Here is a 16,740-nt window from a genome sequence, read left to right as displayed (position 1 = left end):
GTTCTGAAGGATAGACCCTATGGCAAAAATAACTTCAAACACAGTATCGCAGTTGCTGTCCGCAGTGGGTGGCAGCAGCAACGTAAGCAAATGTGGTAACTGTATGACGCGTTTGCGTTTATCGCTCGCCAACAATGGTTTGGCTGACCAGTCTGTTATCAAGCAAATTCCCGGCGTAATGGGTGTGGTGGAAAGCGATGAGCAGTTTCAGATCATTCTCGGTCCCGGAAAAGCTCAACAAGCGGCTGAGATGATGAATCAATTGATCGACAGCTTAACCTCTGGTGACAGTGAAGAACCAGATATGCCGCAACAAGATCTTTCTGCCGTCGCGGCCGAGCAAAAAAAGCAGATGAAGAGCAAACAAACCAGTGCGGTTCAGCGTTTTTTAAGCAAGTTTGCTACCATCTTTACGCCGTTGATCCCTGGTTTTATTGCCGCTGGTTTGTTGCTAGGTTTTGCGACGTTATTGGAACAGATGTTTGTTCTCGACCAGACACCAAGCCAGTTTATGCTGGATTTGATCGCCTACATGAAAGTCTTTGGTAAGGGTCTGTTTGCTTTCTTAAGTATTCTGATTGGTTACAACGCGCAGCAAGCGTTTGGCGGCTCTGGTGTTAATGGTGCCATTCTCGCCTCTTTGTTTGTGCTGGGTTACAACCCAGAGGCTACATCCGGTATTTACTCTGGCATGAACGAGTTTTTCGGCTTTGCGATTGATCCGCGCGGCAACATTATCGGCGTACTTTTGGCGGCGATCATCGGTGCGCAAGTCGAGCGTAAGGTTCGTCAATACATGCCAGATGATCTGGACATGATCTTAACGTCCGTTATCACTCTGTTGATCATGGGTGCGGTAACCTTCTTGATCATCATGCCGATCGGCGGCGAGCTGTTTAAAGGGATGTCTTGGTTGTTCCTCAACTTGAACGATAACCCATTAGGCGCTGCAATCTTGGCAGGTTTGTTCTTAATTTCTGTGGTATTTGGCATCCACCAGGGTTTTGTTCCAGTGTACTTCGCATTGATGGAAGCACAGGGTTTTAACTCGCTGTTTCCTATCCTGGCGATGGCTGGTGGCGGTCAGGTTGGCGCGTCAATGGCGCTGTATTTCAAAGCCAAAAAAGACGCTCTACTGCGTACTCAAGTTAAAGGCGCTATTATTCCTGGTCTTCTAGGTATTGGCGAACCATTGATTTACGGCGTGACATTACCACGCGTAAAACCATTCGTTACCGCTTGTATTGGTGGCGCTGCGGGCGGCTTCTTTATCGGCTTAGTTTCTTACCTTGGCTTACCAGTTGGTCTTAATACGGTGTTTGGCCCATCCGGTATCGTGGCGATTCCTCTCATGACATCAGAAAATGGCATCTTCCCGGGCATGATGGTGTTTGTTGCTGGCCTGCTTATCTCTTACATCGTCGGCTTCCTCGCGACTTACTTCTTTGGCTGCAAAGACGTCGATTTAAGCTAAATCATTCTTCCCCTATAGGAATGGACTAGCTCGCGCCCTTGGCAAACAAGGGCGCACCCTCTCTCTACTTCACGACAATTTTTCTTATTCCGTTACTCGGAAGGGGCTTTGTCGTACCTAAAACAATAGAAATGAAAGGTCGTTAATCATGAAAAAGCACATTTTGACTCTACTTCTCCCTACATTGATGGCATCAAACGCAATGGCAGCGCAGCTGTATCAAGCGGAAGATGGGTCAGTTTTAAATATTTACTCTCGTCTTGGTTTCAATGTCACCAGTAAAAATGATGAGCACGGCGATGCAAATGGCGAGTTTGATGGCCGTATTGGTTTAAACGGTTCACAAACCATCAACGAGTACGCGTCGATCATCGGCCAAGCGCAATACCAAGTGGGTGCCGCTGAATACGCAAACCAAGTAAACGACAAACCGTCTCTGACCGCACGTTATGTATGGGCGGGTATTGATGCGAAAGATTATGGTCGCATTACTGGTGGTCGCGTGGCTTCTGGGTTGATTATGTTTACCGACATTGGTGATGTGTTCGCCTCTTCCGATGTTTCTATGGCGCGCCAAGCGAATAAAGTCGACAAAACCGCGACGCAAGTTTTCCGTCAAGATGGCACGCTGCAATATCAAAACAGCCTAGGTAATTTCGACTTTTCTGTCGCGTACATTTTAGGAAACAACACTTCTGAGCTCGACTACGGTTACAACGCTGCACTGCGTTATACGCTAGACATGGGGAATTTGGGTACCTTGGCGCCAGTGGTGGCGATGCAGAAAAATAAAGGTGATGCACGTGAAAGCAACGACACCGATTACACATTCTGGGGCGCAGGTACGCGTTACTACCTAGGTGATTTGATGTTGGGTGCGTTGTACTCGGAAGATGAACTTGAGGGCTATTACTCACAAACCAGTACCGACAAAGTGATGGAACTGACGGCGGTTTACAGTGTAAATGACAAATGGGCACTGCGTGCTGGTTATCGTTCTTTAGAAAACAGTGATGGTGACGAGCTAGAGCTGAAAGATACAACGCTAGAAGTGCAATACAAACTGACGCCTCGTTCTTCTATCTACACAAACTACGTTGATCGTAACGGCTCGCGTGGCTACAGCAATGGACAAGAAGTCTCGTTTGGCGGTGCGCACGCAGACGAAAGCTACTACCACTTAGGTCTGCGTTACGAGCTGTAAGCACGATACTTAATGTAAGTTAGCTGAATCCATGAGCTTCTTCTATGTCCGGTCAGCAGTTATTGCCTTTAATGCTGATTTGAAGAAGCTCACCCTCGCAATATGTTTTCTTCGTTACCTGTTTTGACCAACACACCGGCATCAGGAAAGCTGGTGACAGTGTTTTCGCATTCCTTTGCTTCCTCTATTGTTACTAAGTTTGCTGTCGCTATTCGCCGACAGAATATATGTTCCTAAAGTGATCAATGAACGCTCGCGTTCTTCTTGGTAAGTGCTCACGTTTTGGGTAAAGCAGATAAAGCGGCAAAATCGCATCCGTTTGCCAATCTGGCAGCAAACTCACGAGTTGTTCTTTTTGTGCAGGTTCGAGTTCGGCCAGCGCAAATTCATCTAACATGGCAACACCACAACCAGCCAAAGTAGCATCCAACATGGACCGGACAAGATTAAAACTAAGCGTACTTTCTAACCCAATACTGCCCTGCTGCTGAGTTTGCTTATGCGTAAACGTCCATTTATCTAACACCAAGTCGCGACTTTTATAAAGGATGTGCTCTAAGTCACCAAGATTCTCTGGCGTACTTACATTTGGTTTATCAGCTAAATACGAGCGATGAGCGATTGGTTTACAGTGTAAAGTGCGTAGCTGATGGCCGACGTATCCCTCTGGAGGATTATCGGTAAAGTAGAATGCGATATCAAACCCAGCCTCAATCAAGTCGAGAGGTGTCTCTGTGAAGATCACTTCGACGCTCACTTGTGGATGTTGCAATCGAAACTCGATCAATGTTTGGCTGAGTAACGCGGCTCCAAAAGAAGCAGACGCCGCTATTCTCAATTTTCCCGATACGATCTCGTTTGCCATGACTTGTTCATTAATCTGCTCAGCGCCTTCGAGCAGTTGCTTTACCTGCTGATAAAACCGCAAACCATCGTAGGTCAAATTAAACTGGCGCGTAGTTCGCTGAATAAGCTGCACCGACAATATCTCTTCAAGCTGTTTAAGTTGCCGACTTACATGCGCATTCGAACAATTCAGTCGCTTTGCTGCGCCAGCAATACTTCGCTCCTCGCACAAAGCGACGTAAAGTGGTACGTAGCTGAGCCATTTTATTTCCATACAGTAATTCTGAATCTCTAAAATCAAACTACTGGAAATAATAGAAAGCCACTAAACTCTGTACAACCTAAATTTGAAAGGATGAGTTATGAGTGTTTTCGACACGTGGTTAAAAGGTCAAGTCATTAAAGATCACATCACTAATCCCAATATCATCGTTGGCGATTACAGCTATTACTCGGGCTTCTATCATCAAAAAAGCTTCGAAGAGCAAGCAGTACGCTACTTGTTGGGTGACCCCGTCACACTTCAAGAATGGCAAAGTAGAGAACCCGATAGCATCGACAAATTAATCATTGGCAAGTTTTGTTCCATCGCTTCTGGAGCCACCTTCATGATGGCAGGAAACCAAGGTCATCGCATTGACTGGATTTCGACCTTCCCCTTCTCTCCTGAAGAATTTGGAGAAGACGTACAAGACGGTTTCGAGCGTGCCGGAGACACGGTGGTGGGGAACGATGTTTGGATTGGCAGCGAGGCGATGATCATGCCCGGAGTAAACATCGGCGATGGAGCCGTCATCGGAGCACGCGCCGTAGTGACGAAAGATGTCCAACCTTATTCGGTGGTGGTTGGAAACAACCAAGTCGTACGTCAACGATTCAGCGATAAAGAGATTGAAATGCTACTCAATATCCAATGGTGGAACTGGCCAATAGAACACATTAAACAAGCAATGAAAGTAATGTGTAGCAGCCAAGTCGGTGCGCTTGCGGACTACTATCAAGAGCACATTGTCGATTTGTAGATAAACAAAAGCCCACACATCTTGTTGCGGCGTGTGGGCTCAGTGAGTAAGAAAGCTTAAACCGCAGCGACGTCCTCTTCTTCCAAGTTCGCCGAGACTTTAATTTCGTATTGATTGAAACGGAACGAACAACCGCCATGAGTACGCTTTGTCGTTACTTGCTCGTCGCCAAACTGCACCGTCACGCGAGTGAAGACACGCTCTTTGGCTTCGACAATATTTTCTTCTAACGCGACTTCAAAGTCATGTTCCGTTTGTTCTAGCTTTTGCTTTATCGCTTCAAGCTGCTCGTTGTTTTGTGTTTTCATCACATCAATCTGAGCTTGTTCTTCGTCGGTACGTTCGGCTTTAGGACGTTTCTTAAATTCGAGCTCTTTACGAATCACATCCATCGTTCCTTCTTGAGCGCGTTTGTATTGATCTTTGAGCTCTGCTAATCGCTCCTTAAATGCAGAATAGCGCGCGAACGCTTCTACCTTAGTGGCGGTGTCGCCTTCTACGCCCAATTGTAAGCACACCACTTTGTCACCGACTTTTGCATCTCCGCCGCTGAGCGTACCGTTCCTACCGTTCGCATCCAGCACCGTCAGATTGCGCCCACAAACAATATCGTTATTCATGCTGTGCACCGCCAACTCAATATCTTCGCCAGCTTGCAAATCACAATATTGGGCGTAGCTGGCACGAATCGAACCTTTGGCTTTGACGTGACAACTCTTTGGCTGGCCATCACTCACGGTGTGGCCAATGATCCCTTTACCAACTTGAATGTCGTCTTGCGCTTGTACGTCAGCCGATTCAATGAAGCCGCCTACAGTAATAGAACCCGTCGCTTTAACAATCATGCCGGATTCAATGTTGCCACCGATAATCACATTCCCTTTGAATTTCACGTGACCTGTATTCACGCCAACGCTATTGAGACAGAGTGCGTTATCAACTTCAATGGTTTTGTCTTTAATTAGAGGCGTACCGGATACCGATGCAATCAATAGGTTTGGGTCGTGCTTGCTTATCTCGGTGCCCTTGCCTGGCTTCATTGGGCTGTCTTTTCCAGCTTGTGGAGGAATCACTCGCCCTTGAACAGTAAAACCTGGCGTACCTTTGGTCGCAGGCGTGCGGCGCATCACCTCATCGCCTACGTCAACCGCGATAGTTTCACCGAGGTTACGTAAATCAATTTTGTCGCTAGCAGATTGGCCGTCTTTGGGTTTGAGGATGCGTTTGGTGATGTCTTTAACGAGAGGAGTAAAAAGAGCGTCTTTGCCTTTGATAGGTTGCTTACCAACCGCTACAGGTTGAGAAAAAGTTTCGCCGGGTTTGAGCTGAGTGCTGACAACCAACACTTTCTTCAAAGCCAGTTTGTTGATGCCTTTCGAAACTCGCGCTTGAGCAAGGGCTTGAACAATCTCGGGGCCACGTAAACCTCGGCCTCCGTACGCGCCGACAACGTTCATACTGGCGAGCATGTCATTATTCGATAATTCGACCTCAACTTGCGCGTTGCGTTTTTCCGCAATGACGATGCCTTCGTAAGCTTCGGCTTTACGTTCTTTGGCACAGTTAATGAATCTCACGACTTCCCCCTCAACAACAAACAACCTTTCAGCGTTCATTGCGACGAGCTGCTCGTTTAATTCATTTTGATTTAGCTCACCACCGAGGTCCACTTCTCCCGGAAGACGGGCTATTACCTTGGTCTTATCTTCAGATAACTCAAGACACAGCTTCCACATACCCTTACCACTTTGCTTCCCATCAACACTTTCAGTCTACCCAAATCCGTTTTCTGAACAAACCTCGCATTTCTTATTATAAGGCTCACGTCACTAAAGAAAGTAATCCATCAATAACGGTTAAACAGATATTAAGAGAGCATTTCGATTTAACCTAAAGCTCAATCAAAATACACACTGAAATAAAAAAGGAGCTGGATTTACAGTGTAAAATCAGCTCCTAATAATTTCATTTACAGTGTAAATCTCACCTTATTGTTTACAGTGTAAATCGTTCCAAATGTGCTTTACTTCGTCCCTTAGCTGCTGCTCAACTTGCTTTCTTCCAGGTAGCCCAAATTGCTGAGCACATTCAGTCCAACTACGGTTAAGAAAAAGCTTACTGATCATCAAGTCGGAAGCGGAGTTCAAACCTAAGTTAAGTAACCACTGCTGAAGCCAAGCAGACACGGACTCATAACTGTTACCACCATCAGCATAGCATTCAATTAGTAATAACTTAGCGGGATGAAGTGGACTCATTCCCAAAGGTTGCGGTAATAGAGCTCGAAAAATTGAGGCTTCTAATTTTGGATAGGCGTCAGCCACATTGTTAGACAACATTTCTTCAAATAGCGCCTGAGATTCATCGACCCAAGCCGTCTGTTTGGAATCACGAGCTTTGACCATCAAGACTGAATAACAACCGCTAGCAGCATCGCGCATTGATCCTAAGCGAATTGTACGGAAGTTCGATTGTCGCCAAAAATGGACCAATTCTTCAGTCGCACCGAAACTCGTGGATAAGTAAGCAATGTGTTTAGCAGCCATTTGCTCAAGTTTCTGCAGCATTTTTTGACCAATGCCTTTTCCTTGCAATGCTGGATGAACAGCAATTCTCATGACTCGCAGCGTCGATAGATTCGCGACATTCGGAAATCCTAGTTGGTTTGCAATCGTAACTGGGGCTAAGTGTCCTTTAGGACGACGCTTACCAAGCTGAATTTCTTCAACCAATTCAGCGTCAAGCCCCCCCTCTTCGACCGCTAATATTACCCCCACAACCGCATTATCTTGCTTAGCAAAATAGAGCTGACTGTTGTCGTCTTGCAAAAGGTGAATCAAATCATTCGGCGAGGTCTGATAATGAGCATTCACCAAAAGAGCAAAGCACTCGCGCAGCAAACTAGGCTGCGATATCAAATCGTCCTTATCGGCTTTAGAAAGGGAAATTGAGTCGACCTGGTTAAGTTGATGGTGCGTTAACTCCGCATCCAACAAAAACGCGTCATAGAGCCATGATTCGAGCGCATCATTCATGCTCCAGCGGATGGGCTGTGTCATGTGCCATGTTTTCATTCCCGAACGCTGTTTCTGAAGCCAATCAACAAATTTAATCGTAAAGCCCCGGCCACAACCTTCATAACCGTGAATAGTCGTAGAAAAAACGAGTCGATGATAATGTTCGGTAATGCTTTTGAGCATAGGAACTGGAATTGCAGCCGCTTCATCGACAAGTAACAAATCACATTCAGGTCGGCTCGATAGAAGTTCGTCAGGAGCAATAAATTGAATGGCTCCCTGCCCTAATTCTAATCTGTCCTTCTTAATACGCTGTGCGTTAGGGAGTAAACGTAAAGCATGTTGGTAAACAGGCTCAACAGCTTTTATAGATGGTGCCGTAATTAAGATTCTAAGTGGCTTCTGCTGTAATAAGTTCGCACACGCAATGCCGAGAGCACTTGTTTTTCCACGCCCACGATCAGCGGTCAAAATTAATGGTCGCTTTCGATGTCCTGTCACCACCTTTTCAATTAGAGAAATGGCATGTTCTTGTTCCGTGTAGTGGCTTTCTTTTTCTGCTTGCTTGATGTCTGGAGCCGTTGGCAATGCTTTGTCTTGCTCAATAACAACGAGCTTCTCCCATTGTTTGTGCATCCATTGCTGAGCAAAATTCGTAGGTTGTCGCGACTCAGTAATGACAATAAGAAGACCACCGCCAACCAATGAACCAAGCGCGGCGGTAAAGCTATTTGCGTCAAAACCATTTCGAGCATCAAACAATAGAACGTCACACTCTCTGCCTAACAACATGTGCCCTTGTTTAGGCGAAACACTGTATGCGTTTTCCAAACCAAAATCGCCGACACAAAACCAACGTTGATACATCTGTGTTTTATGGAACTCTGACACCAATGCATCTTGCCAAGAAGACTCGCCTTGAATGACGATGCCGAATCTTTGGAAAGATTGGTGAGCTTGTTGTTGAAGTGATGAAAGGAAATCAGATTGTGTCTGCATTTTGTCTATCCAACGTTGAACTGACGCAATGGTATCACATCTTTAATTTGACGCTTCGCAGATATAAAAAAACCGCCCGGAGGCGGTTGATTCAATCATCTTTTGTTATTGCAGCTTGTTTTGCACAAAGGCAAGAATCTCTTCCATCAAGCTGTCGTCAACTTTCTTCAAGTTCAACGCCAGACTGCTACCTTTTCGGCTGTAGCTTGCTCGACCTTTTACTAAGTCGACTTTTTCGGTCTTCTTGCCAGGTTTTGCTGGTGCAAGCTCAGCAATCCAGTTTTCGATGCTTTCCGTGACTTCTTTTGTCAGACGAGCAACGCCTTGAGCTGTGCTTCGCTGCCATAAAAAGCCTTCGCTAGAGCGACACTTATCTAACAGCTCTTGCTGCTGCTCTGGCGTCAACGTTGAAAACTGTTTGTGCAGTTTCACGATAGTTGGACGACCAAGATCGCCGACATTGGGATACGCTTGAAGCAGTTCTAACGGTAATGCCGCCGCTTTTAAAGCGCCACTTACTAACGCTTCACTACACTGGAACATTTTCGCCAATGCTTTCTGATCTTCAGCTTCACCACTATCTAGTTTAGCCTGCATCTCTTTACCTTTTTCGTACAAAGAGAGCGGCTTGTGAGCATTTGCCACATCAGACAAAAACTTTGCATGGTCAGTATTGATGTTGTCAGCAACATAAACCAAAAAATCTTGCTCCGCGAGGATACAAGACATGCGACGACGGCTACCATCTAAAACTTCAATCTTGCCATCTTTAGTTCTACGACCCACCGCTGGATATTGTTGGCCACGCTCTTTGAGTGTGACTAAAACATCAGATAAAGCATGCTCGTTTAAGAACGATTGCTCACGAGCGTTATCAACAAACACCGTTGTTTCTGTCGCGACTTTCTCTGCAGGAATACGAACAAGTTCAAACTGAACAATATTTTCACCTGCGACAGCTAGCTCAATCGTTTGAGCTTTTTCTTTTGCCGCGGTTTGCGCCTCTTGTGGAGTCACAACACGACGTTTATTCGTTTTGCCAAATAATTTCGCGTTTAATTCAGACGTTTTCAAAGCCATTTACTTATTACCCCTGATTCAATGACGGCCAATTAGAATGCAGCACACGCTCTAATTCCAGTGCGCTTTTATGAACAGCGTCTTGTGCGGTGGCTAGCGTCTTCTTACCGCCTTCAAAATCGCTTACTGTCAGATCAAATACTGTGCTGTAGGTATCGGCACAGGTTTCAAACGCACGGCTACGAGGGATAGTAGCCATCATAACTTGGTCACCTAGAAGATAGTTCATTTCAGTTAAAACAGAAACTTGCTTCTTATTGTCGTCCTCAAACATGGTTGGCATCAAGCGAACAAACTCAAGACCATTCCAGTCTTCCGGAAACATTTCATATACCGTAGGCAAATGCTGGAAGAAGTTTACTGTTGAAGCCCAGTCCAGACGCTTAGCCGCACAAGGGATTAACAACGCATTTGATGCATACATCGCATTCCATACTAGTGGGTCAACATGTGGGCCGGTATCAATCATGATGATATCGAAGTCATCAGCAATTTTATCAATCAGTTGCTCTTTTAGCAGACGAACGATATCGAGTGATGGATCTTCAGATAGCGTTTGCCATGCTTCAGCATTAAACATTGCGTCTTCTGGAAACGCTGAAATCGACTTTAAGTTCGGGTATTGCGTTGGCAGCAATACGTTTTTACGCAAAAATTCACTGTCAATTTCTACACCATCAGGCACGTTACCCAACATAATGTCTACAGCAGAATAGATATTGTCATGCTCTGCCATGCTGATTTGTGGGTTGAGGAATAAACGTAGCGAGCCTTGTGGGTCTAAGTCGATTAAACAAATACGGTAGCGTTTATCCAAATTTAGCGCTAAACATGCCGCTAAATGGACCGCTGTCATTGATTTACCTGTACCACCCTTCTGGTTCTGCACGTTAATAATCCAAGGTTTGTTACCTGAATTCTTCTTACGCTCATGAAATTTAGGCACTTCAGCCGCATCCATAAGCATATGTGCTTCTTCTAACGTAATTGAATAATGATTCGCGTTATTTTTAGTAAATTGATGGCCAGCCGCTTCCATCTTACCAATCGCGTCATCGAGCTTACGACGAGTTAAACCTGAACGGGTTTCCATCATCGCCTTAGACATTGGTGGGAAATAGTTATCGCTTCGCTCTTCTAAAACAATTTCAATACGGTCAGCTTGAACCTGCTGAGTCAGCTCCGCCAACTCAAGAAGGTTTTCAATCGTTTTTTCTCTTTTCATGCCAAATTCCGTTGGAAGGATTTATGCTTGCAATTGTACAGCAGTAAAGACCAAAAACAACAAAAAGGTGCACGAACATTTTGAATAACCATCACATAAAAAAACACTCAAATCGACGCTTTTATGATTTATGGTAAAAAACATAACTATTTTTAATTAAATAATCTTCGAATAAATGGACACCTTAAACTTAAAAATAAAAGTGTTACAGCGTCACCCATTTACAATGTAAATCAATTTTCTACCGGAACGATTATATTCTTAAGCTAAATTACGGATTATGTTAGGCCAACCTAATTTAAACAAAAAATAGAAAGCAATCTTTCAACATGAACGCTAATAACAACCTTGATCATGTATCCGAGCCAAAAAGGGCAGTTCAAGTGATGTTCCTATGGAAGTATGATCAAGGTATGCTTATGATCATGCTTCCATGATAAAACACAAATACGAAAGCATGATCATGGAAAAATAGAGTAGACGAGGGTGTAAACACGCGGATTAAATAAGATCCATCAATCGGAAATATGATCAAGCTATAGAATCTCTCGGAAGCATGAGTTTTTGTCTCTAATTTACGGTTGAGTGCAGTCAGAATGGGGGATGGAGAAGAAATTAGTGGATAGATAAGCCGGAACAATGAAATTGTTCAAGTTACTATGATAAATCTTACTCTCATGATCATGCTTCCTAAGAATAGTCCGAAACTAGGTTTTACTGCGGAATAAGAGCTACTTGGATGTATTTTCATCACATGAGTAATTTATCATCAATATTGTCTCCAGAACGATAGCTATCTCAGCTCTTGATCATCGATCCGAGTATCAATAACATCGACAATGCTCAATAAAATTCTCATTAAGATCATTATTAAACACAGCATCTGTGGATAACCTGTAAAAACATCATGATCATCGTTTCATGACTCTTTTGATCATTTTTTCATAAACTTAATGATCATGCTTACGAGCAAATGTGATCATGCTTTCAGGCTATTGTTGATCATAGTTTCAGAATTAACATGATCATAGTTCCGACATGCATGAAAATAATCACTTTATAGAACATGCACTTAGCGGCAAAACGATAGCCAGATCATTAGATCATATAATCAATTAAGATCAGATTAATCAAAAAGATCAGTTATTTAAAAAACAATCTTTTTTCTTTATTTATGATCTGTTTTTCTTTATTCTTCGGAACCATAGCACAACTACGGCTAGTGTGATCTGGATCTAAAATGACGGCTGATGAAAAAATTCTGATTAAAGCACCTAGAAGCCATAAGGATGGCCATCTTTTTGAGGTACATGAATCCTCTGCAGATTGGGTAGAGCAGTACCAACATTTCAAAGGGGTGACCAAAAGCATCTTAGAGTTGCTTAATCTGATCTCATTGCGAGGTTTCAGCAGCAAAGATGGATTGGTTTCAACCACAGAGATTGTGGAAGCGACGGACGGACAACTCACTCGTGCAGCTCTGCAACAACGCTTACGTGCAGCAGTAAACATTGGTTTGTTTACTCAAACTCCAGTGCGGTTTGAAGAAGGACTTGCTGGTAAGACGATGTTACATAAGTTTGTTAATCCTAATCAGCTTATTTCAGTGTTGGGTGCAACAAGTCTTGTTACAGACAAAGTACGCCAAAACGAAAAGCAAAAACGTTCAAAAGCATTGGCTCAAACCCAAGTGAACAAGCGTTTGTTGAATGAACATGGGTTGAATACCCCTCCAACGATGAAAGATGAAGCCGATCAATTTGTCGTGTCTCCAACGAATTGGGCTGGGATCATTGACCAAGCACTTGCACCACCAAGAACTCGAAAAAGTTATCAGAAATCCATGGTGTCGATCTCTGGTACCAAAGCGGTTATTGAAACGCGATCATCCAAAAATATCATGACTGTGGATGATCTGATGACCTTGTTTGCTCTGTTCACATTGACCGTGCAATACCATGATCATCACAAAGATCAGTATCAACTCGACGCAGCACACGTGCCGAACAAGACGCCGTTATACATTACTGATATTTTGTCGCTTCGAGGCAAAAAAGACAGTGGTCCAGCACGTGATTCTATTCGCGACAGTATTGATCGTATTGAGTTTACCGATTTCCAGCTGCATGAACTTACTGGTCGTTGGCTAAGTGAAAACATGCCAGAAGGATTCAAAAGTGATCGTTTTCGTTTTCTTGCTCGAACCATCACTGCGTCTGAAGAAGCGCCTGTAGAGGGAAGCGATGGTGAAATTCGTATCAAGCCAAACTTGTACATTTTGGTTTGGGAGCCTTCGTTTTATGAAGAACTATTAACGCGTGATTATTTCTTCTTGTTCCCACCAGAGATCTTGAAGCAACATACTTTGGTATTCCAACTGTATTCTTTCTTCCGCAGCCGCATGGTGCGTCGTCATACTGACTGCATGCTGCTGAGTGAATTAAACCAGAAGCTGGCACGTAACATCGAATGGCGACGATTCTCGATGGATTTGATCCGAGAGCTGAAGCGTTTATCGGATGGTAAGGGAACGGATGAGCTGTTTGTCGTGAATTTGTGGGGTTATCACCTGACGATCGAAACTATGATCGAGAATGACAAAGTGATGGACTACCAGATCGATATTAAATGCGATGTGGAAGAAGTCTTACGTTATTCACGTGCGCGAACAACCAACGCAGGAAAGCGTAACATGGCGCCTACGCTGCCAAACCCACTTCGTAATGAGATGGTTACCCGACAACAGCTTGAAGAGCTCTCAGGCATCATAGACGGCGAATTTGAGCCTATCCAACGCAAAGCGCCATCTCCAAGAGGGAATTTAGGCCGCCGCGTGAAGCAAAGAAAACACCTGGTAGAGATCAATGCAGACGAGATCACCATTACTTTATCTAAATATACCTCACCAGAGGCTCTAGAACGCAGTATAACGGCTTTATCTGCGATGACAGGGCACTCGTATGCCTCAATCAAAGAAGAGTGCTCTGATTACATAGAGAAGCTTGATTGGCTAAGGGTAGGGGATGAGCCAATTCCTTATGAGACATTAAGCAAAACCGTCGAGCTGTTTAACACTCAAAATGATATTAAGCATCTTACCATTGAACGCTTGATTGCTGGATTAGCGGTACGTAGGAAGGTGTGCCGTCAAATCTTCGATGGCCACATGGATGAAATGGTATTCCGCGCTCTGGATGAAATGGCGATTTAAAAGCGTTGCTTGATGTGTATCAAGCAATAGGCGTGGCGTATTGATTTGAAATGTAACAATGTCTTTCGATGATAAAAAACAGACTTAACTCTAACAAATCACTGACATTAGGAGCCAAGCCTGAGACTACTATTTATCACGAATAGACAACCTTTTGTCCTTTCTGATGATTAATAGATTGGCTCATATTGTTACATTCATTCTGAATAGACTTCGCGAGTTTCTCCTCAGGAAACTCGCTTTTTTTTACCTCAAATTCCTCAAAGTAAGCCTTGATCATTTTTCCAGATTAATGAGATAAACCTTGATCATGTTTCTTGGCTTCATTCCAATGTAAAGAACGCATCAAAGCAACATGCGACTCGATCAAGTTATGTGCTTGTTTTTGCCACTCATTTTGATCACATTGCTGATTACAAAACTCTAACGCTAAAACGGTAAGGTGCTGAAGTCGCTTTAAACACCAATCTTTGATCAGAATATCGGTCGATACCTGACAGGCCGCTTGCTCGAGCTTTGCGCTCGTGTAAAGCAAGGTTTGATACGCTTTTTGAGGATCTTGGTACCTAGCATGTTGAAACACACGTAAACAACCGTCTAGCCAGCAAGCAATCGCTTTGCTTTGAACTTCGTTCAGTTCTGGACCAAACACGCCGTCGGGCGCTTGATATAAGATCGCTTCCAGTTTTTCAACTTGATCATGCTTCCGATGTTCATACCACATGGCGATCTGATCTTGCCAAGTCCTCAATTCCATTACGCAGCCTCAGTCCATTGTTTTACATAGTGATTGGGTCCTATTTGATCAAATTCGTCGACAATGATGCTGCTACGACTACGAATTTCATCGGCATCTATCGAATAGTTTGGTTCACTTTTCACTAAGTTACCAAAAGGAAGATCTGGATCGGGAACGGCTGAAATCAATAGTTTGGTGTACGGGTGCTGCGGATTCTTCAGTATTGAGTGTGTATCACCCCATTCAACGATTTGCCCTTTGTACATCACAGCTGTTTCTTCCGCGATGTAGTGTGCGGTCGCCAAATCATGAGTAATGTACAAAAAGCCGATTCCTAGCTCTTGCTTCATGCGCTGCATTAGATTCAGTACCCCGAGGCGAATGGAGACATCCAGCATAGATGTTGGCTCATCCGCAAGAATGATTTGCGAACCGACGGCGAGAGCACGTGCTAAGTTTACTCGCTGACGTTGTCCACCACTAAGCTCGTGAGGAAACTTATTTAATGTCTCTTCAGGTAGTTCCACCAGCTTTAAAAGCGCTTCCAAGCGGACAGGAATGTCACGCTCGCTTTTGATTTGCTTATGAATCTTTAAAGGGCGTGTGAGGTGATGGCGAATGGTATGAGTTGGATTGAGTGAACCAAACGGATCTTGAAACACCATTTGTACTTTACTGCGATACTCTTGGAGCGCTGAGCGTGACGTAATCTCATTGATATTAGTGCCATTGAAAAGGATCTCGCCTTCTGTTGCCGGATAGACTTTAGTGATCAAGCGAGCACACGTACTTTTACCACAGCCTGATTCTCCAACCAAAGCCAGCGTTTTTCCTGCATACAGATCAAAGCTCACGCCTTGGAGCGCACGGAAGGTTTCCTCTTTCTCTAAACCACCGCCTACTCTGAATTCTTTAATCACGTTTTTCATTTGGATGATAGGCTGATTCATGATTGCGCTCCTGGTCGTTCTGTTGTTTGTGGACGTCGTGGATGTTTGGAAAAGAAGCCCATAGCTTTTGTGTGTAGGGATGTTGAGGATTATTGCGAATTTCGTATGCCTGATTGACTTCGACGATTTCTCCATGCCGCATGATGGCAATGCGATCACACAATTGGCTCATCAGCGCCAAGTCGTGCGTAATAAAGAGTACTGAGAAGCCAAATTCATCTCTAAGCTGATAGATTTGCTGTAAAATCTCCCTTTGTACCACCACATCTAAAGCGGTTGTGGGCTCATCCATAATGATCAGCTTAGGGTTCAAAGACAAAGCAATAGCAATCACTAAGCGCTGACGCATTCCACCTGAAAATTGGTGAGGGTATTCCGTTAACCGTTCTCGTGGAATATTGACCAAGTCCAATAGTTTTTCTGCTCGATCTTTCGCTTGAGCGTTGGTGAGTCCTTGGTGATGACGCAATACATCTGCGAATTGCTCTTGGATCGTTAAGACAGGGTTGAGTGAGTTCATCGCGCTTTGAAACACCATGGCGATTTCACTCCACCTCAGAGCGGTTAGATCAGAATCTGAGAGGCTAAGAATGTTTTTGCCATCAAATAATATTTTACCGCCAGAAATGAACGCTGGCGGCTTATGGAGACGGTTGATCGAGAATGCGATCGTGCTTTTGCCACATCCCGATTCACCAGCAAGCCCAAATACTTCCCCTTTGCCGATATCGAAGCTGACGGATTTTACCGCATTGAAATCACCATTATCGGTGATGTAATCGACGCATAAATCTCGGATCTGGATGACCGGATTATTGTGGTATGCATGATTTAAGTTAATACCATCCATATAAACACCTTACTAATGTAAAAGATAATTATTATCATTATCAGGTGTGATGGTTTTTAGAAAGTGGCACGCGGCGAATCAGTGAAGTGACTCGAAAGTTAGGCGAAATAAAAAGTGGTATCC

12 protein-coding genes are annotated in these 16,740 nt (G+C 44.2%); 4 read left to right on the top strand and 8 right to left on the bottom strand.

Annotation, left to right across the window (positions count from 1 at the left end):
• The first annotated feature begins 19 nt into the window (after positions 1 to 19).
• Both murP and NL644_RS00620 read left to right on the top strand, forming a co-directional pair.
• Positions 20 to 1,474 (top strand): PTS N-acetylmuramic acid transporter subunit IIBC, encoded by a 1,455-nt coding sequence (murP, locus tag NL644_RS00625; RefSeq protein ID WP_005500182.1) that lies wholly within the window; start codon positions 20 to 22, stop codon positions 1,472 to 1,474.
• 148 nt (positions 1,475 to 1,622) lie between these two features.
• On the top strand, positions 1,623 to 2,678 hold the full coding sequence (locus tag NL644_RS00620) for a porin (RefSeq protein WP_006740897.1): 1,056 nt from the start codon (positions 1,623 to 1,625) through the stop codon (positions 2,676 to 2,678).
• A 208-nt stretch (positions 2,679 to 2,886) separates the two neighbouring features.
• Here NL644_RS00620 and NL644_RS00615 read toward each other — a convergent pair whose 3' ends face one another.
• Positions 2,887 to 3,798, bottom strand: coding sequence for a LysR family transcriptional regulator (locus NL644_RS00615; protein ID WP_253657864.1), 912 nt, complete (start codon positions 3,796 to 3,798; stop codon positions 2,887 to 2,889).
• Positions 3,799 to 3,886: 88 nt separating this feature from the next.
• On the opposite strand from NL644_RS00615, the gene catC reads away from it, so the two are divergent.
• On the top strand, positions 3,887 to 4,546 hold the full coding sequence (gene catC / locus NL644_RS00610) for a type C chloramphenicol O-acetyltransferase (protein WP_114322683.1): 660 nt from the start codon (positions 3,887 to 3,889) through the stop codon (positions 4,544 to 4,546).
• A gap of 56 nt (positions 4,547 to 4,602) precedes the next feature.
• Here the strand turns inward: catC and NL644_RS00605 are convergent, their stop codons facing one another.
• The 4 genes from NL644_RS00605 to NL644_RS00590 all read right to left on the bottom strand — a co-directional run bounded on the left by NL644_RS00605 (position 4,603) and on the right by NL644_RS00590 (position 10,867).
• On the bottom strand, positions 4,603 to 6,282 hold the full coding sequence (locus NL644_RS00605) for a DUF342 domain-containing protein (RefSeq protein ID WP_114322682.1): 1,680 nt from the start codon (positions 6,280 to 6,282) through the stop codon (positions 4,603 to 4,605).
• 252 nt (positions 6,283 to 6,534) lie between these two features.
• Positions 6,535 to 8,562 (bottom strand): tRNA(Met) cytidine acetyltransferase TmcA, encoded by a 2,028-nt coding sequence (locus tag NL644_RS00600; RefSeq protein WP_114322681.1) that lies wholly within the window; start codon positions 8,560 to 8,562, stop codon positions 6,535 to 6,537.
• A 105-nt stretch (positions 8,563 to 8,667) separates the two neighbouring features.
• Positions 8,668 to 9,642: a ParB/RepB/Spo0J family partition protein gene (locus NL644_RS00595; protein WP_006740903.1), complete on the bottom strand. Its 975-nt coding sequence runs from the start codon at positions 9,640 to 9,642 to the stop codon at positions 8,668 to 8,670.
• A gap of 7 nt (positions 9,643 to 9,649) precedes the next feature.
• Positions 9,650 to 10,867 carry an AAA family ATPase gene (locus NL644_RS00590; protein WP_005374503.1) on the bottom strand — a complete coding sequence of 406 codons (1,218 nt, stop codon included), beginning with the start codon at positions 10,865 to 10,867 and terminating at the stop codon, positions 9,650 to 9,652.
• A 1,240-nt stretch (positions 10,868 to 12,107) separates the two neighbouring features.
• Between NL644_RS00590 and NL644_RS00585 the strand changes: the two genes are divergently transcribed.
• Positions 12,108 to 14,078: a replication initiator protein RctB domain-containing protein gene (locus tag NL644_RS00585; protein WP_005392102.1), complete on the top strand. Its 1,971-nt coding sequence runs from the start codon at positions 12,108 to 12,110 to the stop codon at positions 14,076 to 14,078.
• A 289-nt stretch (positions 14,079 to 14,367) separates the two neighbouring features.
• Here NL644_RS00585 and NL644_RS00580 read toward each other — a convergent pair whose 3' ends face one another.
• From NL644_RS00580 to NL644_RS00570, 3 genes are read right to left on the bottom strand one after another with little or no spacing between them, the layout of a single operon-like run.
• Positions 14,368 to 14,835, bottom strand: coding sequence for a transcriptional regulator (locus tag NL644_RS00580; protein ID WP_114322680.1), 468 nt, complete (start codon positions 14,833 to 14,835; stop codon positions 14,368 to 14,370).
• Complete coding sequence (locus NL644_RS00575) at positions 14,835 to 15,767, bottom strand: ATP-binding cassette domain-containing protein (protein WP_114322679.1); 933 nt, start codon at positions 15,765 to 15,767, stop codon at positions 14,835 to 14,837. The genes NL644_RS00580 and NL644_RS00575 overlap by 1 nt, the downstream gene beginning before the upstream one ends.
• Positions 15,730 to 16,617 carry an ABC transporter ATP-binding protein gene (locus NL644_RS00570; protein ID WP_114322678.1) on the bottom strand — a complete coding sequence of 296 codons (888 nt, stop codon included), beginning with the start codon at positions 16,615 to 16,617 and terminating at the stop codon, positions 15,730 to 15,732. Before NL644_RS00570 ends, NL644_RS00575 begins: the two co-directional genes overlap by 38 nt.
• Between the last annotated feature and the right edge of the window lie 123 nt (positions 16,618 to 16,740).

Origin of the sequence: Vibrio sp. Y10_XG_PY6 (assembly GCF_024181795.1) — a bacterium.
Classification (GTDB): Bacteria; Pseudomonadota; Gammaproteobacteria; order Enterobacterales; family Vibrionaceae; genus Vibrio; species Vibrio diabolicus.
The sequence above is the reverse complement of the archived record's forward strand: the minus strand, read 5'-3'. Positions and strand labels throughout refer to the sequence as shown.

What these genes read in the sequence shown, in the direction of transcription:
- NL644_RS00615 (WP_253657864.1), bottom strand. Translation starts at nt 3,798, where the DNA reads ATGGAAATAAAATGGCTCAGCTACGTACCACTTTACGTCGCTTTGTGC.
- NL644_RS00595 (WP_006740903.1), bottom strand. Translation starts at nt 9,642, where the DNA reads ATGGCTTTGAAAACGTCTGAATTAAACGCGAAATTATTTGGCAAAACG.
- NL644_RS00575 (WP_114322679.1), bottom strand. Translation starts at nt 15,767, where the DNA reads ATGAATCAGCCTATCATCCAAATGAAAAACGTGATTAAAGAATTCAGA.
- NL644_RS00600 (WP_114322681.1), bottom strand. Translation starts at nt 8,562, where the DNA reads ATGCAGACACAATCTGATTTCCTTTCATCACTTCAACAACAAGCTCAC.
- murP (WP_005500182.1), top strand. Translation starts at nt 20, where the DNA reads ATGGCAAAAATAACTTCAAACACAGTATCGCAGTTGCTGTCCGCAGTG.
- NL644_RS00570 (WP_114322678.1), bottom strand. Translation starts at nt 16,617, where the DNA reads ATGGATGGTATTAACTTAAATCATGCATACCACAATAATCCGGTCATC.
- NL644_RS00585 (WP_005392102.1), top strand. Translation starts at nt 12,108, where the DNA reads ATGACGGCTGATGAAAAAATTCTGATTAAAGCACCTAGAAGCCATAAG.
- catC (WP_114322683.1), top strand. Translation starts at nt 3,887, where the DNA reads ATGAGTGTTTTCGACACGTGGTTAAAAGGTCAAGTCATTAAAGATCAC.
- NL644_RS00620 (WP_006740897.1), top strand. Translation starts at nt 1,623, where the DNA reads ATGAAAAAGCACATTTTGACTCTACTTCTCCCTACATTGATGGCATCA.
- NL644_RS00590 (WP_005374503.1), bottom strand. Translation starts at nt 10,867, where the DNA reads ATGAAAAGAGAAAAAACGATTGAAAACCTTCTTGAGTTGGCGGAGCTG.
- NL644_RS00605 (WP_114322682.1), bottom strand. Translation starts at nt 6,282, where the DNA reads ATGTGGAAGCTGTGTCTTGAGTTATCTGAAGATAAGACCAAGGTAATA.
- NL644_RS00580 (WP_114322680.1), bottom strand. Translation starts at nt 14,835, where the DNA reads ATGGAATTGAGGACTTGGCAAGATCAGATCGCCATGTGGTATGAACAT.